At 72.0% G+C, this 22,765-nt stretch carries 20 protein-coding genes and 1 other RNA gene; 15 read left to right on the plus strand and 6 right to left on the minus strand.

Annotated elements, in window-relative coordinates; all coding sequences use genetic code 11:
* Positions 1-36 precede the first annotated feature (36 nt).
* From ftsE to ssrA, 5 genes are all read left to right on the plus strand, one after another.
* Positions 37-726: a cell division ATP-binding protein FtsE gene (ftsE, locus tag ABGB01_RS16860; RefSeq protein ID WP_347774294.1), complete on the plus strand. Its 690-nt coding sequence runs from the start codon at positions 37-39 to the stop codon at positions 724-726.
* A 20-nt stretch (positions 727-746) separates the two neighbouring features.
* Positions 747-1,655 (plus strand): permease-like cell division protein FtsX, encoded by a 909-nt coding sequence (gene ftsX, locus ABGB01_RS16865; RefSeq protein WP_347774296.1) that lies wholly within the window; start codon positions 747-749, stop codon positions 1,653-1,655.
* Between the two features lie 53 nt (positions 1,656-1,708).
* A complete protein-coding gene (smpB, locus tag ABGB01_RS16870) occupies positions 1,709-2,176 on the plus strand; it encodes an SsrA-binding protein SmpB (RefSeq protein ID WP_132593604.1) in 468 nt (155 codons plus the stop codon).
* A gap of 85 nt (positions 2,177-2,261) precedes the next feature.
* Positions 2,262-4,115 (plus strand): penicillin-binding transpeptidase domain-containing protein, encoded by a 1,854-nt coding sequence (locus tag ABGB01_RS16875; protein WP_347774298.1) that lies wholly within the window; start codon positions 2,262-2,264, stop codon positions 4,113-4,115.
* Positions 4,116-4,544: 429 nt separating this feature from the next.
* Positions 4,545-4,928, plus strand: a transfer-messenger RNA (tmRNA) gene (gene ssrA / locus ABGB01_RS16880).
* Positions 4,929-5,029: 101 nt separating this feature from the next.
* Here the strand turns inward: ssrA and ABGB01_RS16885 are convergent.
* From ABGB01_RS16885 to ABGB01_RS16910, 6 genes are all read right to left on the minus strand, one after another.
* The gene (locus ABGB01_RS16885) at positions 5,030-5,851 is read right to left on the minus strand and encodes a class I SAM-dependent methyltransferase family protein (RefSeq protein WP_347774300.1); all 822 of its coding nucleotides are present in this window, start codon (positions 5,849-5,851) and stop codon (positions 5,030-5,032) included.
* Positions 5,848-6,408 carry a lysophospholipid acyltransferase family protein gene (locus ABGB01_RS16890; RefSeq protein WP_347774302.1) on the minus strand — a complete coding sequence of 187 codons (561 nt, stop codon included), beginning with the start codon at positions 6,406-6,408 and terminating at the stop codon, positions 5,848-5,850. Before ABGB01_RS16890 ends, ABGB01_RS16885 begins: the two co-directional genes overlap by 4 nt.
* Positions 6,405-7,199: a phosphatidate cytidylyltransferase gene (locus ABGB01_RS16895; protein ID WP_347774304.1), complete on the minus strand. Its 795-nt coding sequence runs from the start codon at positions 7,197-7,199 to the stop codon at positions 6,405-6,407. The genes ABGB01_RS16890 and ABGB01_RS16895 overlap by 4 nt, the downstream gene beginning before the upstream one ends.
* The gene (locus ABGB01_RS16900) at positions 7,196-7,798 is read right to left on the minus strand and encodes a CDP-alcohol phosphatidyltransferase family protein (protein ID WP_347774306.1); all 603 of its coding nucleotides are present in this window, start codon (positions 7,796-7,798) and stop codon (positions 7,196-7,198) included. Before ABGB01_RS16900 ends, ABGB01_RS16895 begins: the two co-directional genes overlap by 4 nt.
* Positions 7,799-8,072: 274 nt before the next feature.
* Positions 8,073-8,420: a DoxX family protein gene (locus ABGB01_RS16905; protein ID WP_347774308.1), complete on the minus strand. Its 348-nt coding sequence runs from the start codon at positions 8,418-8,420 to the stop codon at positions 8,073-8,075.
* A 26-nt stretch (positions 8,421-8,446) separates the two neighbouring features.
* On the minus strand, positions 8,447-8,908 hold the full coding sequence (locus tag ABGB01_RS16910; protein ID WP_347774310.1) for a carboxymuconolactone decarboxylase family protein: 462 nt from the start codon (positions 8,906-8,908) through the stop codon (positions 8,447-8,449).
* 77 nt (positions 8,909-8,985) lie between these two features.
* Here ABGB01_RS16910 and ABGB01_RS16915 point away from each other — a divergent pair, with 77 nt between their 5' ends.
* The 10 genes from ABGB01_RS16915 to ABGB01_RS16960 all read left to right on the plus strand — a co-directional run bounded on the left by ABGB01_RS16915 (position 8,986) and on the right by ABGB01_RS16960 (position 22,664).
* On the plus strand, positions 8,986-11,880 hold the full coding sequence (locus ABGB01_RS16915) for a BTAD domain-containing putative transcriptional regulator (protein WP_347774312.1): 2,895 nt from the start codon (positions 8,986-8,988) through the stop codon (positions 11,878-11,880).
* 348 nt (positions 11,881-12,228) lie between these two features.
* The gene (locus ABGB01_RS16920) at positions 12,229-13,473 is read left to right on the plus strand and encodes an MFS transporter (protein WP_347774313.1); all 1,245 of its coding nucleotides are present in this window, start codon (positions 12,229-12,231) and stop codon (positions 13,471-13,473) included.
* Positions 13,474-13,928: 455 nt separating this feature from the next.
* Complete coding sequence (locus ABGB01_RS16925; RefSeq protein WP_347774314.1) at positions 13,929-15,164, plus strand: sugar transferase; 1,236 nt, start codon at positions 13,929-13,931, stop codon at positions 15,162-15,164.
* Between the two features lie 3 nt (positions 15,165-15,167).
* On the plus strand, positions 15,168-16,457 hold the full coding sequence (locus tag ABGB01_RS16930) for an O-antigen ligase family protein (protein ID WP_347774315.1): 1,290 nt from the start codon (positions 15,168-15,170) through the stop codon (positions 16,455-16,457).
* A complete protein-coding gene (locus ABGB01_RS16935; RefSeq protein WP_347774316.1) occupies positions 16,454-17,959 on the plus strand; it encodes a lipid II flippase MurJ in 1,506 nt (501 codons plus the stop codon). Before ABGB01_RS16930 ends, ABGB01_RS16935 begins: the two co-directional genes overlap by 4 nt.
* Positions 17,956-18,657 carry a polysaccharide deacetylase family protein gene (locus ABGB01_RS16940; protein ID WP_347774318.1) on the plus strand — a complete coding sequence of 234 codons (702 nt, stop codon included), beginning with the start codon at positions 17,956-17,958 and terminating at the stop codon, positions 18,655-18,657. The genes ABGB01_RS16935 and ABGB01_RS16940 overlap by 4 nt, the downstream gene beginning before the upstream one ends.
* The gene (locus ABGB01_RS16945) at positions 18,654-19,754 is read left to right on the plus strand and encodes a glycosyltransferase (protein WP_347774320.1); all 1,101 of its coding nucleotides are present in this window, start codon (positions 18,654-18,656) and stop codon (positions 19,752-19,754) included. The genes ABGB01_RS16940 and ABGB01_RS16945 overlap by 4 nt, the downstream gene beginning before the upstream one ends.
* Positions 19,751-20,326 carry a hypothetical protein gene (locus ABGB01_RS16950; protein ID WP_347774322.1) on the plus strand — a complete coding sequence of 192 codons (576 nt, stop codon included), beginning with the start codon at positions 19,751-19,753 and terminating at the stop codon, positions 20,324-20,326. The genes ABGB01_RS16945 and ABGB01_RS16950 overlap by 4 nt, the downstream gene beginning before the upstream one ends.
* Entirely contained in the window at positions 20,323-21,486 is a 1,164-nt protein-coding gene (locus tag ABGB01_RS16955; protein WP_347774324.1) for a GNAT family N-acetyltransferase, read from the plus strand. Before ABGB01_RS16950 ends, ABGB01_RS16955 begins: the two co-directional genes overlap by 4 nt.
* Complete coding sequence (locus ABGB01_RS16960) at positions 21,477-22,664, plus strand: glycosyltransferase (RefSeq protein ID WP_347774325.1); 1,188 nt, start codon at positions 21,477-21,479, stop codon at positions 22,662-22,664. The genes ABGB01_RS16955 and ABGB01_RS16960 overlap by 10 nt, the downstream gene beginning before the upstream one ends.
* Positions 22,665-22,765 lie beyond the last annotated feature (101 nt).

Here is a 22,765-nt window from a genome sequence, read left to right on the forward strand (position 1 = left end):
GTCCTGACCCCTAGACTGGCATGCCGTGATGCTCTCGTGATCCATTTCGATAATGTCATCAAGGTCTACGCGAACCAGAACCGGCCCGCTCTCGACCACGTGTCTGTTGACGTGGACAAGGGCGAGTTCGTGTTCCTCGTCGGTCCTTCGGGATCAGGCAAGTCCACGTTCCTGCGTCTGATCCTGAAGGAGGAGCGGCCGAATGGCGGCGCGATCCACGTCGCCGGGAAAGACCTGGCGCGCCTGTCCAACTTCAAGGTGCCGCACCTGCGCCGCCGCATCGGCTGCGTGTTCCAGGACTTCAGACTGCTCCCGAACAAGAACGTCTACGAGAACGTGGCGTTCGCGCTCGAGGTCATCGGTAAACCCCGGCGGTTCATCCGCAAGGTGGTGCCCGAGGTCATCGAGCTGGTCGGCCTGGAAGGCAAGGCCCACCGCATGCCCGACGAGCTGTCCGGTGGCGAGCAGCAGCGCGTCGCCATGGCCCGAGCGTTCGTCAACCGGCCGATGATCCTGCTGGCCGACGAGCCGACGGGCAACATCGACCCCGCGACGAGCATCGGCATCATGAAGGTGCTCGACCGCATCAACAGGACTGGCACCACGGTCGTCATGGCCACGCACGACGCGGCCATCGTCGACTCCATGCGCAAGCGTGTCGTGGAGCTGGAGGACGGCAAGATCGTCCGTGACCAGTCGCGTGGCGTTTACGGCCAGGCGTACTGACAGGGAGCTGCAGACAGAACATGCGGGCGAATTTCATCTTCTCCGAGGTCTGGATCGGCCTCCGTCGCAACTTGACCATGACGATCGCGGTGATCATCACCGTGGCGGTCGGTATGGCGATGCTGGGCGTCGGCTTGATGATCAACGCCCAAGTCGGCCTGATGAAGGGCTACTGGGACGACAAGGTCGAAGTCTCCGTCTTCCTGTGTGGCAAGGGCACCGCCATGCCGGCGTGTAACGGCAAGGAGGCCACCAGCAAGCAGATCGCGGCCCTCGAAGCGCACATCAAGGCCATCCCAGGGGTCAAGGAGGTGTACTTCGAGGACCAGACGGCGGCGTACAAGAACTTCAAGGACTCCTACTCCGCCAACAAGGCTCTCGTCGACGCCGCCAAGGTCGAGGACATGCCGCAGTCGTTCCGCATCAAGCTGGTCGACCCGGACAACTACCAGCCGATCGTCCAGGCGGTGAAGGGCCAGCCGGGCGTGGCGCAGGTCCTCGACCAGAAGGAGCTGATCGGCCCGTTCTTCGTCATGCTCGACAGGCTCGCCTTCGTCGCGCTGGCGGTGGCGATCATCCTGGTGCTGGCGGCCGCCCTGCTGATCGGCAACACGGTCCGGCTGTCGGCGTTCAACAGACGCAGGGAGACCGGCATCATGCGGCTGGTCGGCGCGTCCAACCTCTACATCCAGCTCCCCTTCGTCATGGAGGGCGTCATCGCCGGCCTGATCGGCGGCGTGTTCTCGGCGATCATTCTGATCATGGCGAAGGTCTTCCTGTTCGAGGAGCTCGGCAGTTTCTTCGGCGACGCCACCTCCCAGCTCGGCTGGAACGACGTGGCCCAGACGATCACGATCACCATGGCCATCGGCGTCGTGATCTGTGTGCTGGCCTCGTTCGTGACACTCCGCCGCTACCTCAGGGTCTAGCCGTGCGCGCGCGGATGGGCCGCCACCGCTCCGACCGCCGGTAAAGTCGAAGCATGCCACGTGAGACCGGGCGGAAGGTCATCGCCCAGAACAAACGTGCTCGGCACGACTACCACGTCGACGAGACCTTCGAGGCGGGGCTCGTGCTGCAGGGCACCGAGGTGAAGTCGCTCCGCGAGGGCCGCGCCTCGCTCGCCGACGGCTACGCCAGCATCGACGGCGGCGAAGCGTGGCTGCTCAACGTCCACATCCCCGAATACTCGCAGGGCACGTGGACCAACCACACGGCCCGCCGCAAGCGCAAGCTGCTGCTGCACCGCAAGGAGATCGACAAGCTCGCCGCCAAGACCAAGGAGGGCGGGCTCACGATCGTGCCGCTGGTGCTCTACTTCAAGGACGGCCGGGCCAAGGTCGAGATCGGCCTGGCGCGCGGCAAGAAAGACTGGGACAAACGGCACGCGCTGGCGGAGCAGCAGGCCAAGCGCGAGATGGCCCGGGCGCTGCGGCACCGCACCCGATGAGAGCGGCGGCACCGCACCTATGACACGCGCCCGCCGCACCCTCACCGCACCGATGGGGATCGCCAGCCGCACCCTCGGCGCACCGATGAGACGCGCCCGCCGCACCGTCACCGCCACCCTCACGCTGGCGCTCGCGAGCACGATGCTGACCGGCTGCTTCGAGGAGCCGTCGCCGCACGACGCGGTGCGCGACTTCCTCGTGGGCTGGCAGTCGGGCGACTACGACCTGGCGGCCGGCCGCGCCGACGGCGACCTGGCGACCGTGCGCAAGGCGCTGGCCGACGCCAAGCTGGAGCTCGACGCGGCCTCCTTCCGCTTCAAGATCACAGACGTCAGCGTGACGGGCGAGGAGTCCAGGGCCGGCTTCCACGCCGAGGTCGATCTCGGGGAGAACAACCCGCTCTGGGAATACGACGGCGTGCTCCCGCTCCACCTGGTCGACGGCGTGTGGAAGGTGCGCTGGTCACCTTCCGTGCTGCATCCGCAGCTCAAGGAGGGGCAGCGGTTCGCCGTCGACACCCACCCGACGCCACGCCAGCCGGTTGTCGACAGGTCGGGAGACTCGCTGCAGACCGACACCGTCCTCTACGTCGCGGGCGTCTATCCCGCCAAGCTGGGCGGCAAGGCGGAGGAGGTCGTGGCCAAGCTGTCCGAGGTCACCGGATACGCCCAGGACCGCCTGCTGAGCCGCATCAGGTCGTCACCACCCGACAAGTTCGTGCAGCTGGTCACGTTCGGGCGCTCGCGCTACGAGACGATGCAGCCGAAGCTCGACGCCATCGCCGGGATCGAGATCGAGCCGCAGGACCAGCCCGTCAACCCCGACGCGCCCCGGCAGATCGTCGGCACCGTCAGCGCGCTCACGCCGGAGAGCGAGCAGAAGCTCGGCGGCCCGCAGCGGGCCGGCGACTCCGTCGGCAAGAGCGGCCTGCAGCAGGCCTACCAGGAATACCTGACGGGCTCCACGCAGACCAAGGTGATCACCCTCGACACCAGGACCGGCGAGCAGGTCGCCCTGCTGAAGGAGTGGCGGGGCCGGCGCAACATCTCGGTGAAGACCACGATCGACCGCGCCGTCCAGGCGGCGGCCGAGCGGGCGGTGGCCGTCACCGGCACCAGCGCGCTGGTTGCGGTCGACCGCAACACCGGCGAGATCCGGGCGGTCGGCACCAAGAACCTGCACCAGGAGAAGCACGCGCTGGCCGGCAAGTTCCCCGCGGGCACGGCGTTCTCGATCGTGGCCGCGGACGCGCTGCTCAAGGCCGGGGTGAGCCCCAAACAGCGGCTGGCCTGCCCACAGGAGCGCACCGTCGGGGGTGCGAAGTTCGCCAACTCCGGCGGGAGCGTCGGCCTGGCACAGTCGGCCACGTTCCAGGAACACTTCGCCAAGGGGTGCGTCACCGCGCTGGCCTCGCTCGCCCGCCGGGTCTCGGCCGACGACCTCGCCAAGAGCGCCAAGGCGTACGGCATCGGGCAGCCGTGGCGGCTGCCGCTCAAGTCGTTCAGCGGCGCCCTGCCCGAACTCGCCGGCGACGCCGACAAGGCCAGGGTCATCGCGGGCCAGAACGTCGAGGTTAGCCCGCTGAGCATGGCACTCGTGGCCGCGGCCGTCGCCTCGGGCACCTGGCATCCGCCCGTGCTGGTCACCGACCCCAAGTCGCCCGACCCCGCGGCCGAGGTCGTGCCCACCGCCCAGCCCGCGCCGGTGCCCCTCGATCCCAAGGTCCGCATGGCGCTGACGGCGATGATGCGGGCCGGCGCGGCCGGCACGCCCGCCCAGGCGGGCAGGGGGAAGGTCTACGGCGTGACGACGTCGGCGGCCGACCAGCAGACCTGGTTCGTCGGCTGGCAGGGGGATGTGGCGATCGCGGTGCTGGCGACGAACTACGACGCCGGCGCGGTGGCGGGCAGCTTCTTCGCGGCCCTCCGCAACCCGTGACGGCCGGCCTGGCAAGGTCGGTGAGGGCAGCCGGCGAGGCTCATGACGTGGCCCGGTGACCTGGTGAGGGCCGGCCTGGCGGGGCTTCGTGGTGCGGCCCGGTGAACCCATGAAGGCCGGTCGGCGACCGGATGTGAGTTTTTCGTCACGGTGAGCAACCATTCGGGCGGCCGGTTGCGTCTTACTGAGTGACTGGGCTCGCTCGGGGGGTTGCGATCCCAGTCGCCGTGATGAGATCAGGACTTCATCTCGGGGGAAGTCCTGCCGTCCGGACCGGCTCGACCCTGCCGGTCGGCCCCCGGGAGCGCGTGCCACCGTGCCACGCTCCCGGGGGTTTCGCCGTTAGGGAATTAAGTTGGCGCGGAGGGCGTTGTCCCATGTACATTCGTGTCGCGCAGCTCTTTCGAGAGATGTGTTGACAACTGCACAGGGGGTGACTGGCTTCGACTTTGGCCTTGCAAGCCAGGTGAAGCGGGCCGAGGACGGCGGACATAACCTCGTTAATCCTGTGACCGCAAACAACAAGTGCCAATTCCAAGAGCACTGTGGCGGCCAGGGACTCCCTGGCCCTCGCTGCCTAAGCAGCGAAACCACTGTCAGCCCGGGAGTGCCTTCGGCCCGGGATCTGGCATCGCTAGAAGGCTCAACCGGTCGACCCGGCCACGGGGAAGATCGGGAAATCCAACAGTGGCTGAGCCCGTCGGCGACTCGCCTGCGTGATCGCCGGGGCTGAGAAAAGCACAGCAGGCTGCGCCCGGAGAAGCCCTGACTTGGGGTTGAAGGACGCGGGTTCGATTCCCGCCACCTCCACTGTGACATCAGGCCGCCTCTTACTTGTGTAACACCACAGGTAAGGGGCGGTTTCCTGTTGCTGGGGGCGTTATGAGAGCCCGGTCAGCCCTACGTGCACAGCACTACGACCGGCCCGTTTCGCACGCCTCCTGGTCGAGCTGAGAGCTGTCGGGGTCGCCGGTGTTCTTCGCGGTCGTGACCGCGAAGAGGCCCACCTTCTCCATGCGGCTGACGACGTCCTCGAAGCCTGCTTCCCGCGCCCAGCCGTGTGCCTGCTGCACTGACCTGCACTCCATGACCCACAGCGCGCCGTCGCGGTTGGGCAGCACGTTGGCGATGAACTCGAGTTGTGGATGGCGGGTCTGGGTGGTGAAGATCAGGACACCGTCGGGCGCGAGCAGGTCACGCAGGCGGGCCACCGATTTGCTGATCTGCTCCTCGGCCAGGATCAGCTCGTAAAGCCCGGAGACCACGATGATGTCGGCAGGGCGGTCGAGCGGTGCGGGTTCGAAGGCGTCGCCCTGCTCGTACACGATGTTGGTCAGGCCGCGCGCCGCCGCCTGCTTCTTCCCGAGCGCCAGCCCGTCGGGCGTCAGGTCGCGGCAGACCACCTGGGTCTCCGGCTGTTCCCTGGCCAGGTCCTGAAGGTAGCGGCCTGGGCCTGAGGCCACGTCGAGGATCAGCGCCCGGCCGGCTCTGGCCGAGACCTCCTCCCTGAGCACGTCGTGCAGCAGAGCCCGTCTGGCACGGATGGCACGCCATCCGACGGCGTTCAGATAGACGCGGTCGATGAGCTTGCCCAGGCCGAGCCGCCCGTGCGGTTCGTCGGCGTAGACGTAGTCGAGCATCGTGCCGCTGTCGAAACCGTGGCGGTAGCCGATGCGGATGCCCTCGCTCAGTTGTCCGACCGTGCGCAGCAGGAGCCGCATGATGGTCCACTTCATGAAATATCTCCTTCGATGAGGTTGTGTGCGGTTTCCAGGTCGTGCACCGGCCGGCGGAAACGGACGAGGACTCGCCCCCGCCGGATACGCCCGTGTACGGGCAGCACCTCGGAGGTGCCGTGGATGGTGACGGGCTGGAGCGGCACGCCCGCCTTGCCGGCGATGCGCGCGGCCCCGGAGCGGAACTCGCCGACGCGGCCGTCCCGCGAGCGCGTGCCTTCGGGGAAGACGACGACGATGCGTCCCTGTTCCAGAAGTTGTACGGCGTGCGCGAGGTCGGCCGAGCCGCCTCCGCCCCGCCGTACGGGAAAGCCGGCGACGAGGGAGCGGCAGACGAGTGACCGCAGCGGGCCCGCGAACCAGTAGTCGGCGGCGGCCGCCACCACGGGCCGCCCGCGCGCGGGCAACGCGGCGAGCAGCGCCGCCGTGTCGGCGTGCGAGGAATGGTTGGCGACGACCACGCACGGCCCGTCGGGAACCGTCCCTTCCACCCGCAACCCGCCGTTGCAGGTGAAGGCGGTCCGCCACAACCATCTCCGAAGGAGAGCGCCGTTCATGAGAGCGCCACCGCCAGGGCCAGGGCGATCAGGAGGGAGTCGACACGATCCAGCAGGCCGCCGAAGCCAGGCAGCCAGGCGCCCGCGTCCTTGACGCCCGCGCCACGCTTGACCATCGACTCCACCAGGTCGCCGAGGGGCGCGCCGACGGCGACGGCGACGGCCAGAGCGGGGGTGAGCGACCCGAGCAGGGCCAGCACGCCGAGCCCGCCCGCCGCGCCGCCCAGCACGCCGCTCCAGGTCTTGCCCGGTGACAGCGGTGACAGCCGCGGGCCGCCGACGAGGTTGCCGCCGCACCACGCCGCCACGTCGGCGATGGCGACGGCCAGGCAGAGCGCGAACGCCTGGGCGGGGCCGAGCAGTACGAGCCCGGCCAGCGGGGCGAACCAGAGCAGCCCGAACATCCCGAAGGCGGCCCGGCGGGATCCGTCCTCCGCGTCGCCGGACAGGACCGGTGCCAGCGCCACGGCCAGTAAGCACACAACCACCGGCCGGTACATGTCGCCCATCAGGGCGGCGACGGGGAGCAGGGCGGCGTGGGCGAGCAGGATGGCGCGTTCGGGGGCGCGCAGCCGTGCCAGGCGGGAGTATTCGAGGGCGCAGACGACGCCGAGCACGACCGCGAGCGCGGCGGCGCCCTGAGGGCCGAGCAGGAGGCTGCCCGTCACGAGCGGCGCGGCGATGGCCCAGGTGGTCCAGCGGCGCACCAGCTCGCGCTGCCTCGACCACCACACCGCCAGCCCGCTCACCCCGAGGGCCCCGGCCAGGTAGGGGGCGGTGTCGAGGATCATGACCCGGTCTCCTGAAGGGCGGGGGCGGTACGCAGCTCACGCTGGACGCGCGCGAGCCGTACGACCGCTGTGATCAGCGAGGCGGCGGCGAGCACCACCAGCCAGGCCGGCCAGCCCGTGAGGGCGAACAACACCAGCAGGACGCAGCGCTCGGTCTTGCCGGCGGGGCCGCCCTGCGGGCGCCGCGCCCCTGCGGCGGCGCCCGCGAGTGCGGCCCACGAGGGGAGGGTGGCGGCCAGCGCGGCCCAGGCCACGAGCGCGGGGTCGGCCAGCGCCAGGCATCCGGCCAGCGCCGCGTACTCGGCGAGCCGGTCACCCAGCTCGTTGACCACGGAGCCGAACCTGGTGCTCCCGCCGCTGTCGCGAGCGACGCCGCCGTCGAGGTTCGCGCAGGCCAGGCGGCCGGCGAGGGCCGCCGCGACGGCCAGCGCCGCCCACGGTCCCGTCTCACCCAGAGCGAGTACGGCTCCCGCCACCGCGCCGAACACGATGCCTGACACGGTGATGGCCGAAGGACGGACGCCGTGGGCGACCAGGAAGGCCCGCACCCCGCTGAGCCGGGCGGCGTACCAGGGTTTGAGGGCGTAGAGACCGTTCATGTCGGCCAATGTCTCGCGCTACGGCAGGCCGATACATGGGGAGTTCAGCGCAATTGTCCCTAGGTAGCGCTACTCACGCGCAGGGCCGCAGCATGACCTTGAACGAGACGGCATCACGCTGATCGCATTTATCCGCGGGCCTGTGGGATCAGGGGAGCAAGCATTCGCGGCAATACGCTGAGCATGCCGAAACGCCCCTCCGCCCGCGCGAACGGCGCGGGCGGAGGGGCGTCTCGCGTGCTCAGGCCGTGCTCAGGCCGTGCTCAGACTGTGCTCAGGCCATGAACCCCAGCACCAGGGACGCGGCGACCGGCGACAGGTAGAGCAGCGGGAACGGTATGTGCGCGTACGAGCGGGCGCGGATCACGGTGATGACGGCCCCGATGAAGTACACCACCAGGCCGATCCCGGCCATGACGCCGATGACGGGAACCAACAGCCCGACGAGCAGGCCCGCCGCGCCCGCGGCCTTGGCGGCGCCGAGCCAGGGCCACCACTTGCGGGGCACCCCGTAGTCCGCCAGGGGACCCACCACCCAGGAGGCGCGGATGAAGATGGAGACGGCCGAAAAGCCCACCCAGGCGGCGGTGAGGACGGCGACGATGACGTACGCAGTGGACATCAGATGGTTCTCGATTCCTGATCTCGTCAGGCCCAGGACGTGCCGGCGGGCTCTTTGACGGTGACGTTGATGCGGTTGAAGAAGTTGGTCATGGAGATCGTCAGGATGATCGCGGACAGTTGCCGCTCGTCGAAGTGGTCGGCGACCTCGTCCCAGAGGTCGTCGGGTACGGCGTCCGCGGACCGGTCGGCGATCCGGGTGATGGACTCCGTGAGGGCCAGCGCGGCGCGTTCGACGTCGCTGTAGAACGGCGCCTCGCGCCAGGCGGCCACGTTGCCCACGCGCTCGTCGGACTCGCCGGACTTCTTGAGGTTCTGGACGTGGGCGTGGACGCAGGCGCCGCAGCCGTTGATCTGGCTGGTGCGCAGGGCGACGATCTCCAGCAGTTCGCCGGGCGCGCCGCCCTGGTTGATGCCCTGGTAGATGGCCTGGATCCCCTTCACGGTCTCGGGGAGCACGAACGCCGGGTTCCTCATGCGGGCTTCCATGATCGGAATCTCCTCTCGCCTGTGGCCTGTGCACTCATCATGGAAAGCCGGGTTGATACATTCGCGATGCGTCCGCTATGGACGGTTATGCGTCGCTGGGGGAGGCGAGGGTGGGCGTACGGTTCGGTGTTCTCGGCCCCGTACACGTCATGGCCGGCGGCCGGGAGCTGACCGGCCTGGCGCCACGTCACCGTGCGGTGCTGGCGTACCTGCTGCTGCACGCCCGCACCGTGCTCAGCGCCGATCAGCTGAGCGACGCGGTGTGGGGCGTGGCGCCGCCGGACACCGCCCGCGCGCAGATCCAGGCCGCCGTCACCGCCATCCGCCGGGTGCTCCGCGAAGCGGGCGCGGCGCGGCTGCTCGTGACCCGCTCGGGCGGATACACGATCGAACCGGAACAGCTCGATCTGGAGGAGTTCGCCAGCCGGATGGCGGTTGTGCAGAAGGAGGCCGATCCGGACAGCGCCGCCCGCCAGGTACGCGACGCGCTCGCGCTGTGGCGGGGGCAGCCGCTGGCGGACGTGCACGCCGACTACGTCGAGAGCGCGCGAAGCCGGCTGGAGCAGCGGCGATTGGCCGCGATCGAGCGCCTGGCCGACCTCGAGCTGTCGCTGGGCCGGCACGAGGACCTGATCGACGAGCTGTCCGCGCACGTGGCGGCGCACCCGCTGCGTGAGCGGCTGTCGGGTCAGCTGATGCTCGCCCTGCATCGCGCGGGACGGCAGGCCGACGCCCTGTCGGTGGCCAGGGCGTTCCGCGAGTCGCTGGTGGAACGGCAGGGGCTGGATCCTGGCCGGGCGTTCGTGGCGATCGAGCAGGCCGTGCTGCGGGGCGATGCGGATCCGCAGCTCCAGCCGCGGGACAAGGCCGCCGTACGCGAGCCTCGGCGGGCGAACTTCCTGCCGTACGACATCCCCGACTTCGCCGGCCGGACCGCCGAGCTGGAGCGGATCGCCGGGCTCCGGCCCGGTACGACGATCTTGACCATCGACGGGATGGCGGGCATCGGGAAGACCGCGCTGGCGATTCGCGCCGCGCATGCGCTGGCCGGCCAGTACCCCGACGGGCAGCTCTTCGTCGACCTGCAGGCGCACACGGCGGGGCACGAGCCGATCGAGGCGGGCGCCGCGCTGGAGACGCTGTCGCGCCAGCTCGGGGTGCCGGCCGAACGCATCCCCTCCTCGGTCGCCGCACGGGCAGCGCTGTGGCGGGCCGAGCTCGCCCAGCGCAGGGTCGTGATCGTCCTGGACAACGCCGCCGACACCGATCACGTCAGGCCCCTGCTGCCGGGCGCCTCCGACAGCCTCGTCCTGGTCACCAGCCGCCGCCGGCTGGTCGATCTCGACGGCGCCCGCACGCTGTCCATGGACGTGCTGCCGGCCAAGGACGGCGTGCGGCTGTTCACCTCGATCGTGGGGGAGCGGGCGACGGCCGAACCGAGCGCGGTCCTCGACGTGCTGCAGTTGTGCGGGTTCCTGCCGCTGGCCGTGCGGATCGCCGCCGCGCGGCTGCACCATCGCCCGCGCTGGACCGTCGGCTATCTGGCCGGCAGGCTGCGCGACGAGCGCCGCCGGCTGGCCGAGCTGTCCACCCCTGACAGGGGTGTCGCGGCGGCGTTCACGCTGTCGTACCGGCATCTGGATGCCGAGCGGCAACGCATGTTCCGGCTGCTGGGCCTGCATCCCGGGCGCGACGTCGATGTCCACGCCGCCGCCGCGCTGGCCGGCGTTCCCGCGGACCACGCGGAGACGTTGCTGGAGGACCTGCTGGACGCCCATGTCCTGGCGCAGCACGAGCCCGGGAGATACACGTTCCACGACCTGCTCCGCGAACACGCGCGCGCCACCGTCTCCGCCGAGGAGACCGGTGAGGCCCGGCACGACGCCCTGACCCGCCTGTTCGACCATTACCTGCGCATGGCGGCCGCGGCGATCGCCGCTCTCTACCCGTTCGGCGGGCTGCGCAGGCCGTCACTCGCCGAGCCGGGGACCGTGTCGTTCGCGGACGACGCCGAAGCGGGCGCGTGGCTGGACGGCGAGCGCGCCAACCTCGTCGCCGCCTGCAGCCGGGCGGCCGACGGCGAGTGGCCGGTGCACGCGGGTCAGCTGGCGACCGTCGTGCATCCCTACCTCGACGGTCACGCCCACCACGCCGACGCGATCATCGTGCACACGAAGGCGCTGGAGGCCGCCCGCCGCAGGGGCGACACGGCGGGTGAGGCGCTGGCCCGGCTCGATCTGGCCTGGGCGCGCTGGCGGCAGGGCCGTTACGAGGAGTCGTACGAGGTCTGCGGGCCGGCCCTGGACCTGTGCCGCGCGGCCGGCGACCGGCTCGGCGAGTCGCGGGCGCACAACACTCTCGGCAACGTGTGCCTGCGACGGCACGCGTACGAGCGGGCGGACCACCATCTGGAGCAGGCCCTCGCCCTGAGCCGCGAGATCGGCAACCCCGTCGGGGAGGCCTACACGCTGAGCAGTCTCGGCATCAGCCACCAGCGGCAGGGACGCCACCGCGCGGCGCTCGACCACCATTGCCGGGCCCTCGCGCTCCACCGCCGGCTGGGGAACCGGAGCGGTGAGGCCGGCGTGCTCGACCTTCTCGGCCAGGACTACCTGGCGCAGGGGCGGTACGAGCAGGCCCGCGACCAGCACCGGCACGCGCTGGAGCTCTATCGCGAGCTGGGCGGCCGAAGTGACGAGGCCGCGCCGCTCAACGGGCTGGGGGAGGCCGGCCGGTGCCTCGGTGATCACGACCAGGCCGTCGCGCGTCACTGCGACGCCCTCGCCATCGCGCGCGAGGTGGGCAACCGGGCCGAGGAGGCGCGCGCCCACGAGGGACTGGCGCGCGTCCATCACGATCGTGGCCGCGTGGACGCGGCGCGGGACCACGCGGAACGGGCCCAGCGCCTCTACGCCGACCTGGGCGTGCCCGAAGCCGCGGCGGTTGAGGCGCTCCTGACCGACCTCGGCTGACCCGTCGATCGGCGCTCGCCTGGAACGAAGCCCGGCGGGCCCGTCGATCGGCGCTCTTCCGGAGCGGAGTCCGGTGGGCCCGTTGATCGGCGCTCTTCCGGAACGGAGCCCGCTTGAGCCGTGGACTCGCCGGGAGCAGCGAGAACCGGTCTAGGCGGACGAGTTCGGCCATGCTGCGGACAATTGTCCGAGGCAGCCTTCCGGGTGGGAACAGACCCTTGACAGGTGACTCTGGGCACATCATTCTGAGGCCAGCCCATGGTGACCACTGTACGGACGAGTGTCCGCTCAGCGCGCGGTCTCGTGCCCGACGGTGGTCTCGTGCCCTCCAGCGCATAGGAGCGCCAGATGAGCAGCACCACAGAGCGCCCCCAGGGCGGCGCCTCCCAGCAGGTGACGAAGGCCTCCGTCGCGATCGGATTCGCGGTCCTGTGCGCGTCGTACATGCTCAACGCGATGGACCGGCAGATCTTCTACCCCCTCCTGCCCGAGATCCGGACCGAGCTCGGCTTCTCCCTGGAGCAGGGCGGCCTGCTGGCCACCGGCTTCACGCTGGGGCTCGCGCTCGCCGGGCCGCCTGCCGGTTACCTGGCCGACCGGCTCTCCCGCAGGACGATCATCGTCATCAGCGTGCTGGTCTACTCCCTCGGCACGCTGGCCATCCCGCTCGCCGTCGGGTTCGTCGACATGAGCATCTACCGCCTGGTCTCGGGCATCGGCGAGGGCGTCCAGGCCACCGCCCTGTACGCGGTGATCGGGGCGTTCTTCTTCCACCGGCGCGCGCTGGCCGCGGGCGTCGTGGGCGTGGCGTTCGGGCTGGGCGTCTTCCTCGGCCCGCTCATCGGCACGGGGCTCGCCGAGAGCTCCGGCACCTGGCGCACGCCGTTCTTCCTGTTCGCCGCCGCCGGTCTCGCCATGAGCGTGCTCATCGCGTTCACGGTGTCACGCAAGATGACCGAGGCGGTCACCGGAGCGGCCTCGGAGGCCGACGCCACCGCGTACGAGCACGTGCCGGCCTCCCCCTACAACCGCAACACCCTCGGCGTGGGCATCGCCTGCGCCGTGTCCGGCCTGGTCTTCTACGGCTATCTCGGGCTCTACCCGACCTTCCTCCGCGAAGGGCTCGGCTTCACCGCGGACCAGGCGGCCTTCGCGGTGTCCATGGGCGGTCTGGGCGCCATGATGGCCCTGCCGGCCGGCTGGCTGGGCGACCGGTTCAACCAGGCCCGCCTCCTGATGCTCGCCATGGTCGCCACGTCGGTCACCGCGTACCTCATGTACCAGGTCGCGACCGCGGCGCCGGCGCAGTATCTGCTCTCCTTCCTCATGGGCACCTTCGCCAGCGGCTTCCTGTTCACCAACTGCTCCACCGCCATGCAGCGGGCCGTCCGCCCCCACCACGTCGGCCGGGGCGCGGGACTGTTCATCCTCACCTACTACGTCGCCGCCGCCTTCTCGGGGCTGCTGTTCGCCCGTCTCGTCGGCGCGCTCGGCTGGGACGGCGCCGGCCTCTGGCAGCTCACCCTCCTGCCCGCGCTCGGCGTCGCGGGCCTCCTGCTGGTGAATCCGGCCAGGATGGTCCTGCGGCGGTAGGCCGGTCGGCTCCAGAACGGCGGTGTCCCGGTGGGCGCCGCCGTTTTGCGTGATAAATCCGGAGCTAAACATCGGAATTGCATTCGCCTGCTCAAAGAATGGCCAAGGAAATGTTGCCGAGCGGCGCGGTGCTTTCACCCTTCACATATTCGATTTTCTCCGTGTGGGGGAGCTACCATCAAATCGCTCGCTGCGGGATTGTTCGCGTATTGCCTAGGAAAGCCCCTGCTCAACGCCTATGCCGCGGCAGGTTGCCGAAAAGGTGACTATGGGCTTCATGGGTGGATGAGATTGGCTGATCGAAGGTCAGTCCGGTCGAACGAGCTACGTCCGGAGAAGCAGTGGCTGTTAGCGTTGAGGGCGACCGCCGGGCCGCGCGGCCGGCGGAGCGCCGGAGCTCACGACCATGGCGAGCAGCGCAGCCACTCGTCCTGGTCGGCGCCGACCTTTTGTGCATGGCTTTCACCGCCGCCCAGGTGGGCCGGGGCATCCCGCCCGTCGCCGTCGCGGCCATCCTGGTCGTCGTGCTCAACGGCCTCGGCCGGGTGTACGCGCCGCGGGTCCTGGCCTCCGGCCTCGACCGCGGCGGCTGGATCGCCGGGTCCGGCTTCGTGGCCGCCTGCGTGGCCTTCCGGGAGTCGGCGTCGTTCGTCACGATCGCGCTGTGCGCGGTGCTCTACACCTTCCTCGCCGTGTGCGGCAGGAGCATGCTCGCCTTCGTCGCCCGCAGAGCGCACCGGTACGGACGGTCGGCGCCCACGCTGGTGATCGGCGCGGGACCGCACGGCCACCGGCTGGCGGAGAGCCTGCTCGACCATCCGGAGTACGGCCTGTTTCCCCTGGGTTTCCTGGACGAGACGGCCGGAGAAAGTCCCGACCTGCCCGTTCTGGGCCGGCCCAGCGAGGCCGCGCACATCATCCAGGCCTACGAGGTGCGCGCGGTGATCCTCGCGGGGGCAGGCCAGCAGCCGCTCGCACGGACGGCGAGGGCGCTGGGCTGCGACGTGTACCTCGCGCTCGACCTGAGCGAGCTGATCGTCGACTTCGTCACGCTGCGCGAGCACGTACGCGGTTTCCCGCTGCTCCGCATGCGTCCCGCCGCGCAGCACAGTGCGGTCTGGCCGCTGAAGCGGGCACTCGACATCACGATCGCGCTGATCGGCCTCATCCTGACCGCGCCGGTGCTGGCGCTCTGCGCGCTGATCATTCGCGCGGAGGTCGGCCAGAGCCCGCTCTTCCGGCAGCGGCGGGTGGGCTGCCAGGGGGAGCCGATCGAGGTGATCAAGCTCAGGACGATGAAACCCGCCGACGCGCACGAGTCGGCGACCCTGTGGAGCATCGCCCACGACAGCCGGGTCGGCCGGGTGGGCAGGCTGCTGCGCAGGACGTCGGTCGACGAGCTCCCGCAGCTGTGGAACGTTCTCAAGGGAGACATGAGCATCGTCGGCCCCCGGCCGGAACGCCCGCACTTCGTCGACGAGTTCTCGCGGACCATTCCCGGCTACGGCCTGCGGCACCGGCTGCCGGCCGGGATCACCGGGTGGGCCCAGATCCACGGCCTGCGTGGCGACACCTCGATCGAGGACCGCGCCCGATTCGACAACCACTACATCGACGGGTGGTCTTTCGGCACCGACATCAAGATCATGATGCGGACCGTGTGGTCGCTGCTCCGGCTGGGCGGGAGCTGACCCTTGCGCGCCCTTCACCGACCCAGCCTCGTGGCGGCCGCGACCGTGCTTCTGACCTGCCTGCCGGCGGGGCTCGACGGCCTGCCCGCCCAGGTGCGGGTGACGGCCGCCGACATCGCCTCCGTCGCGCTGGCCGCCGTCGCGCTCGCCCTCCTGGCCGCGAGCCCGCGCGCGGCCGAACTGCCCGCCCGCGCGCTGGTGCTCGCACCCGTCGCGGGCGCGGCCGCCATCGCGGTGCTGGCCTCGCCCGACATCGTGGCGAGCGTGCCGGGCTACCTCAGGTACGTCCAGGTGTTCGTGATCGTCCCGCTGGCCGTCATGGTGACGGTGCGCGACCGTGCCGACAGCCTGATCGTGGGCGGGGCCGTCGTCGGCGCGGCGGCCGTGCAGGGCGTGGTCGGATGCGTCCAGGCGCTCACCGGCACCGGGGCGTCGTACGCCGGCGAGCGGGTGCGGGCCGTCGGCACGTTCGGCGCGCTCGACGTCATGGGCATGGCGAGCGTGGTCAGCTTCGGCGCGATCATCCTGCTGGGCGTGGGCCTCGCCGTACGCGGCCGGCGGCGCGCCGCCGCCCTCGGAGGCGCCGCCCTGCTCTGCGTGCCCCTCGCCCTGTCGCTCAGCAGGGGCGCCTGGCTCGCCCTGCTGTGCGCGGCCCTGGTCATGCTCTTCATGCGCAGCCGGGTGCTCGCCGCCCGGGTGCTCCTCGCCGGCGCCGCCGCCGGGATCGTGCTGGTCGCCGGCCTCGGCACGGGATCGGACGTGCTGGGACGGCGGGTCGCCTCGATGGCCTCCGCCGTGACCCAGCCCGACCAGTCGCTGAGCGACCGGTACACCCTGTGGCGCACCGCCGCCGACATGTGGCTCGACCACCCGCTGACCGGGGTCGGACCGCGCCGGTTCGCGGAGCTGCGCGACACGTACGCGCCCATCGAGCTGTCGTCCGGCAGCGACACCGACGACCCGGTGCACGGATTCCAGCGGCAGCCGCTGCTGTCCCCGCACAACATGTACCTGCTGACCCTCAGCGAACAGGGCCTGCTCGGGCTGGCCGCCCTGGGCCTCTGCCTGGGGGCCATGGCGTGGTGGGCGGTCCGAGGGGGCGCGGTGATCGCGGCCGGGCTGCTGACCTGGCAGCTGGCCGACTTCGTCTACGGTGACATCGGCGGCCCTCCGACGCTGGTCATGTCGGTCGTCCTGGGGCTGGTCCTGGCGCGCGTCACCCGGCGCGCGGGGCCGCCGCCGGTGACCGGCGCCCTGGCCGGGCCCCGCTCAGGGCTGGGCGGGGCACGATGACGACGGCCACCTCGCCGGCGGTCAAGGCCGTCAGCGTCACCGCGTTGCTCATCGGGCTCGGCTCGCTGTTCGGCTTCGTCCGCGACCTGCTGCTGGGCACGACGTTCGGGGCCGACGCCGGCACCGACGCGTTCCTCGTCGCCTGGACGATCCCGGAGACCGCGGCGCCCCTGCTCATCGAGGGCGCGATGGCCTTCGTGCTGGTCCCGCTGTTCAGCCGGGCGGTGGAGGCGGGCGACGACCTGCGGGTCCTGGTGTCGTCGACGTTGCCGTACCTGTGTCTCGCGCTCGCGGCGCTGAGCGCGGTGGCCGCCGCGGGCGCGCCGTGGCTGGTCGGCCTGCTCGCCCCCGGCATCCCGAGGGCCGACCTCGCGGCCGACTGCATGCGTGTCGCCTCGGTCACGATCCTGACGTTCGGGCTGGCCGGGTACCTCAGCGCGGCGCTCCGCTCGCACCAGACGTTCGCGCCGCCTGCCGCCATCTACGTCGCCTACAACCTGGGGATCATCGTCTGCCTGTGGTCGCTGCGCGACCAGGGCGCGTACGGCGCCGCGGTGGGCGTGGCCGTGGGCGGCGCGGGCATGGTGCTCGTCCAGGCCCCGGCGTTCGTCCGGCGCTTCGGCCCGCCGCGCCGCCCCACGCGCGGGGTGCCGCTGCCCCTGGCCGCGTTCCTGCCGATCGCGGTCTTCACGCTGGCGCGCCAGAGCCAGGTCTTCATCGAGAGGTTCGTCGGCTCCTCGCTGCCCGAGGGGTCGATCTCGCATCTCAACTACGCGCAGAAGATCGCTCAGGTGCCGATGGTCCTGTCCCTGATCGTGGCGACGGTGACCTTCCCCGACCTGGCCCGCGCCGTCGCCGCCGGTGATGGCGCGCGGGCGCGCAGGAGGCTGGTCGGCGACCTGGTCGCCGCCTCGGCGATCGTGCTGCCCGCCACGGCGGCGCTGCTGGTCTGCGCTCCCGACGTCGTGGCCGTCCTGCTGCAGTACGGCGCTTTCACCGAGGCGGACACCGCCGCCACCGCGCGGATCATGCAGGTGTACACGCTGGGGCTGCTCGGCCAGGCGGTGGTCGGGGTCGTGTGCCGCACGTACTTCTGCGGGCCCCGCGCCTCCTGGTACCCGGCGCTCGCGATGGCCGCGGGGCTGGTCGCGACGGCGGTGCTGGCCCGGCCGGAGTGGGGGGTCACGGGGCTGGCCGCGGCCAACGCGGCTGGGATCACGCTGACCGGCGTGGTGCTGCTGGCCGGGCTGCGCAGGCGCGTCGTCGCCCTGCCGCTGCGCGACGCCGCCACGCCCATCGGCGTGCTGCTCCTGGCCGCCGCGGCCGGCGCGGGAGCGGGCTGGGCCACGCGGCCGCTGCTGGCGGGCCTGCCGCAGCCGGTGACCCTGGGCCTGACCGGCGCCGCGATCGCCGCCGCCTTCTGCGCCGTCGCGGCCCTCGCGGGGGCCACGACCACGCTCGCCGAAATCACCCGCTCGATCAGGACGCGAGGCCGCGGATGACCACCATGCCGTACGTGCTCATGTACCACTCCGTCGATAAATATGACAGTGATCCCTTCCAGATCACCGTCTCACCCGACCGCTTCGACCGGCAGCTGCGCTGGCTGGCCCGGTGCGGCCTGACCGGCGTCTCCATGCGCGAGCTGCTGCGCGCCCACGCGGAGGGCAAGGCCGGGCGCCTGGTCGGGCTCACGTTCGACGACGGGTACGCCGACTTCCTCGGCGAGGTCGTCCCCGCGCTGCTCGAACGCGGGTTCACCGCCACGGTCTTCGTGGTGTCCGACCTGATCGGCGAGCACAACGCGTGGGACGCCACGGGGCCGCGCAAGCCCCTCATGGACGCCGACGGCGTGCGCCGGGCCGCGCGGCAGGGCATGGAGGTCGGCTCGCACTCGGCGGGGCACCGTTCGCTGACCGGCCTGAGCGAGGCCGAGCTCTGGCACGAGGTGACGGCCGGCAAGGCGGCGCTGGAGAACCTGCTCGGCGAGCCGGTGACCGGATACTGCTACCCGTACGGGCACGCCGGCGCGCGCGAGGTGGACGCCGTCCGCAGGGCCGGCTACGGCTACGGCTGCGCGATCTGGAAGTCCGAGCTCAGCGGCCGCTACGCGCTGCCGCGCACCTACGTCGGCGAGCGGGACGGCGCTCTGCGGCTGCGTGCCAAGCGGGTGCGTCACCAGGTCCGGTGGGGCTGGTGAAGGTCCTGCATGTCATCACCGGTCTGGCGGCGGGCGGTGCGGAGCAGCAGCTGCGCTTCCTGCTGCCGCATCTGCGGGCCCGGTGCGACGTCGCGGTGCTCACCGGCGCCGGCGTGGTCGCGGACGCCATCGCGCGTACCGGCGTGCGCGTCCACCAGGTCGGGATGCGCGGGAACCGGGACCTGCGGGCCGTCGGGCGGCTGGCCCGGCTCATGCGCAGGCACCGCTACGAAGTGGTGCACACCCACCTCTACCGCGCCTGCGTGTACGGCAGGCTGGCCGCGCGGCTGGCGAACGTCCCCGCGATCGTGGCGACCGAGCACTCGATCGGCCGCGAGCACATCGAGGGGCGCCGCCTCACCCGCTCCGTCAGGGCGCTGTACCTCGCCAGCGAACTGCTCGGGCACCTGACCGTGGCCGTCTCGCCGACCGTGGCCGACCGGCTGGCCGGCTGGGGCGTGCCGCGCTCGCGCATCGTGGTGATCCCCAACGGCGTGGACGGCGGGGCGTTCGGCTTCGACGCGGCGCTGCGCCGGCGCACCCGTCAGCGGCTGGGCGTGCCCGCGCACGCCTTCGTGATCGGCGGGGTCGGCCGGCTGGAGCCGGGCAAACGTTTCGACGCGCTGATCGAGGCGCTGCCCGCGCTCGGATCCGCCGTTCTGCTCCTGGTCGGCTCGGGTTCGTGCGAGCCGCGCCTGCGGGAGCTGGCCGGCGCGGTGGGCGCGGGACACCGGGTGATCTTCGCCGGCGAGTCGACGGATGTGCGAGCGATGTTGTCGGCGATGGACGTGCTGGCCGCGCCGTCGGCGGAGGAGACGTTCGGGCTCGCGGTCGTCGAGGCGCTCGCCGCGGGCCTCCCGGTCCTGTACGACACCTGCCCGGCCATCGACGACCTGCCGCCGGGTTCGGCGCCCGGGGCGAGGCGCGTCCCCCCTGACCGGCTCGCCGCCGAACTGGCCGCGCTCGCCGGCCGCCCGCCGGGGAGGCTGCCCCCGCCCGACGCCGTCCGCCTCTACGACATCCGCCGCCAGGCCGAGCGGCTGGAGTCGCTCTATCTGCGCCTGCTGGGCGCCGCACCCACGGAGGATCAACGATGACATGGACCCGGGCCCGCATCATGGGCGTGCTCGCGCGATGGTGGCTGCCGCTGTCCCTGGCGCTGGGGGCGTCGGGCGGGGCCGCGTACGCCGTGGCCAGGGACGCCGTCTACACCGCCGACGCCTACGTTGTGGTGGTGGCGGGCGGCGACCCGGCGCAGGCGATCGACTTCGCCTCCGCCTACGCCCGGATCTCCGGCCACCCCGGCCTGCTCACCGGCGACGAGACCGAATGGGGCAGCCTGAGCGTGGCGGCCTCGCCGGACGCCCCGCTGGTGCGTCTCACGTCCGTGGCGCCCACCGGGTGGGAGGCCGCGGACCGCGTCAACCGGGCCGCCACCGCGCTGATCACGTACGCCAACGGGCACGCCACCGACACCCGCGTGCGGCTGGCGCCCTTCGCCAGCGCGTCCATCCCGACCCGCCCTTCGGCGCCGGTGCCGCTGGTCAGCGTGGCCGTCGGCGCTTTCGGGGCGGCCCTGGTCGCCGGCCTGGTCCGCCTGGCCGCGCCGCAGGCGCTGCGGCCGGCGCGGCGCGAGCCCGCGCCGGTGCTGAGCGGGGCGGAGGCGTGAGCGCCGCGACGCCCGGCGCGTCCACGTCGAACGGCTCGCCCGCCCTCTCGCCCGCGCACACCGCGCGGCTCCCGCTGCGGGTCGTGCCGCGCAACGCGCTCTCGGGGCTGGCGGAGGACTGGGCCGACCTGTACGCGCGCAGCTCGGCCGCCACGCCGTTCCAGTCGTACAGCTGGCTCTGCTCCTGGTGGCGGGCCTACGGAACTCCGGGGCGGCTGCGGGTGCTCCTGGCGTACCGGGGCGGGCGGCTGGTGGCGGCGGCGCCCCTCAGGCTGGAGTACCGGCTGGGCTGCCGGGTGCTGACGCCCGTCGGCGGCGGGCAGTCCGACTTCACGGACATCATGGTGGACGACGCCGAGGGCGACACGGGCCTGCGCGAGTTGCGCGCCGGGCTGCTCGCCCAGCCGGGCTGGGACGTCATCGACCTGCCCGAGGCGCGGCCGGGCGCGGCCGTCCTGCGGCTGGCCGGGCTCTGGGGCGCCCGGGCCTGGACCCTGCCCGCGTCCACCTGCCTGCAGCTGCCGGGGCGGCCGATCGAGCAGGTGGCGGACGCGCTCAACGGCCGGCGGGCGCGCCGGCTGCGGACGGCGTTGCGCAAGCTCGACGCGATGGACCTGTCGGTGGACGTGGTGGAGCCGGACCGGGTCGAGCAGTCGGTGACCGAGCTGCTGCGGCTGCACACCCTGCAGTGGGAGAGCCGGGGGATCAACGTGCAGCACACGCAGCCGCGGTTCATGGACCATCTGACGCGGGCCACGCGGTCGCTGGTGGTGGAGGACCGCGCGGTGCTGAAGGAGTTCAGGGTGCGGGGGCGGCTGCGGGCCTGTGACCTGACCGTGGTCGGCAAGGACTTCGTGGGCGGCTACCTGTACGGCGCCGATCCGGAGCTGCGCGCCGAGGCCGACGTCCTCACGATGTTGCTGCGCGACAACCTGGAGACGACCCACCGGCTGGGCAGGCCGGTGCTGAGCCTGCTGCGCGGCGACGAGCCGCACAAGGCGAAGTTCGGCTGCGAGGCGGTCGTCAACCAGCGGGTGATGCTCGGCCGCGGTGTCCGCTCCGCCGCCTACGCCGCGAGCGCCGGCGCCCGCGCGGCGGGCCAGGAACTGCTGAAGCGGCGCTGCCCGCGGCTGGTGGAGAGGTTCGCGGCATGGCGGTGAAGCCGCGCGTCCTGCACGTCACGCAGCCGGTGGACGGCGGGGTCGGCGCCTACGTGGCGACGGCCGCCGCCGATCAGGCGCGGCGGGGCTGGCGGGTCGCGGTCGCCTGCCCGCCGGCCGGCCGGTTCGCCGGCGAGCTGGCCGGTTTGGGCGTGCCCTGCCTGGCCTGGGAGGCGACCCGCGCGCCGGGGCTCGCCGACGTGGGGCAGGCGGCCGGGCTGGCGCGGATCGTCAGGGAGTTCGGCCCTGACGTGGTGCACCTGCACTCGTCCAAGGCCGGGCTGGCGGGCAGGGCCGCGCTGCGGGGACGGGTGCCCACGCTCTTCCAGCCGCACGGCTGGTCGTGGCTGGCGGCCCGCGGCGCGCTCGCCGCAGCGGCGCTGAACTGGGAACGGCTGGCCGCGCGCTGGGCCGACCTGGTGATCTGCGTCGGTACGGGCGAAGCGGAGCTGGCCAGGCGGCACGGCGTGCCCGCCGAGCTCGTGGTGGTGCGCAACGGCGTGGACCTGCGCCGCTTCCGGCCCGCCGGCCCGGAGGAGCGCGCGGCGGCCCGTGCGGCCCACGGCATCCCGGAAGGGACGCCGCTGGCGGTCTGCGTCGGCAGGGTCACCCGGCAGAAGGGCCAGGACATGCTGCTGTCGGCTTGGGAGCGGGTGGCCGCACGCGACGGCGCGGCCCGGCTGGCCGTCGTCGGCGACGGCCCCCTGCTGCCCGCGCTGCGGGCGCGGGCAGTGCCGCGCGTTCACTTCGCCGGCGACGTGGCCGACGCCAGGCCCTGGTACGTCGCGGCCGACGTGGTGGTCCTGCCCTCCCGCTGGGAGGGGCTGCCGCTCACGGCGCTGGAGGCGCTGGCCACGGGACGTTCGCTCATCGCCTACGGCGTGCCGGGGATCTCCGAGTTGGTGTCCGGCGGAGTCGGCGCGGTCGTCACGCCCGGCGACGTGAGGGCGTTGGCCGAGGCGCTGCTGCTCCGGCTCGGGAGCCCCGCGCTCGCCGCCGCGGAGGGTGCGGCCGCCGTCGAGCTGGCGGGCGGGTTCGAGGTGGGCCGGTCGATGGACGTGCTCGCCTCGTACACGCTCGGGCTGCTCGGGGTCGGCACGGGGAACGGGCGCCGGTGCAGCCGCTCGCGGAAGACCTCCGCCGAGCGCGGGTTCGACGAGCACTGCCAGATGCCGTGAGGACAGTAATCGGAGATCGAGTGATAGAGCACGTTGTGACTGTCGATCCAGTCGAGCATCCGGCGGACGTAGTCGGGCCGGTCGCCGTTGCGGAACAACCC

This window comes from Nonomuraea sp. B5E05 (genome assembly GCF_039880665.1).
GTDB lineage: Bacteria > Actinomycetota > Actinomycetes > Streptosporangiales > Streptosporangiaceae > Nonomuraea.

Bases quoted from the DNA above. Each gene is read 5' to 3' on its own strand.
- ABGB01_RS16935 (WP_347774316.1), top strand. From the start codon at position 16,454: ATGACGACGGCCACCTCGCCGGCGGTCAAGGCCGTCAGCGTCACCGCG.
- ABGB01_RS16940 (WP_347774318.1), top strand. From the start codon at position 17,956: ATGACCACCATGCCGTACGTGCTCATGTACCACTCCGTCGATAAATAT.
- ABGB01_RS16950 (WP_347774322.1), top strand. From the start codon at position 19,751: ATGACATGGACCCGGGCCCGCATCATGGGCGTGCTCGCGCGATGGTGG.
- ABGB01_RS16905 (WP_347774308.1), bottom strand. From the start codon at position 8,420: ATGTCCACTGCGTACGTCATCGTCGCCGTCCTCACCGCCGCCTGGGTG.
- ABGB01_RS16890 (WP_347774302.1), bottom strand. From the start codon at position 6,408: ATGAACGGCGCTCTCCTTCGGAGATGGTTGTGGCGGACCGCCTTCACC.
- ABGB01_RS16960 (WP_347774325.1), top strand. From the start codon at position 21,477: ATGGCGGTGAAGCCGCGCGTCCTGCACGTCACGCAGCCGGTGGACGGC.
- ABGB01_RS16900 (WP_347774306.1), bottom strand. From the start codon at position 7,798: ATGAACGGTCTCTACGCCCTCAAACCCTGGTACGCCGCCCGGCTCAGC.
- ABGB01_RS16910 (WP_347774310.1), bottom strand. From the start codon at position 8,908: ATGGAAGCCCGCATGAGGAACCCGGCGTTCGTGCTCCCCGAGACCGTG.
- ABGB01_RS16920 (WP_347774313.1), top strand. From the start codon at position 12,229: ATGAGCAGCACCACAGAGCGCCCCCAGGGCGGCGCCTCCCAGCAGGTG.
- ABGB01_RS16895 (WP_347774304.1), bottom strand. From the start codon at position 7,199: ATGATCCTCGACACCGCCCCCTACCTGGCCGGGGCCCTCGGGGTGAGC.
- ABGB01_RS16875 (WP_347774298.1), top strand. From the start codon at position 2,262: ATGAGACGCGCCCGCCGCACCGTCACCGCCACCCTCACGCTGGCGCTC.
- ftsX (WP_347774296.1), top strand. From the start codon at position 747: ATGCGGGCGAATTTCATCTTCTCCGAGGTCTGGATCGGCCTCCGTCGC.
- ABGB01_RS16925 (WP_347774314.1), top strand. From the start codon at position 13,929: ATGGCTTTCACCGCCGCCCAGGTGGGCCGGGGCATCCCGCCCGTCGCC.
- ABGB01_RS16915 (WP_347774312.1), top strand. From the start codon at position 8,986: ATGGACGGTTATGCGTCGCTGGGGGAGGCGAGGGTGGGCGTACGGTTC.
- ABGB01_RS16885 (WP_347774300.1), bottom strand. From the start codon at position 5,851: ATGAAGTGGACCATCATGCGGCTCCTGCTGCGCACGGTCGGACAACTG.
- smpB (WP_132593604.1), top strand. From the start codon at position 1,709: ATGCCACGTGAGACCGGGCGGAAGGTCATCGCCCAGAACAAACGTGCT.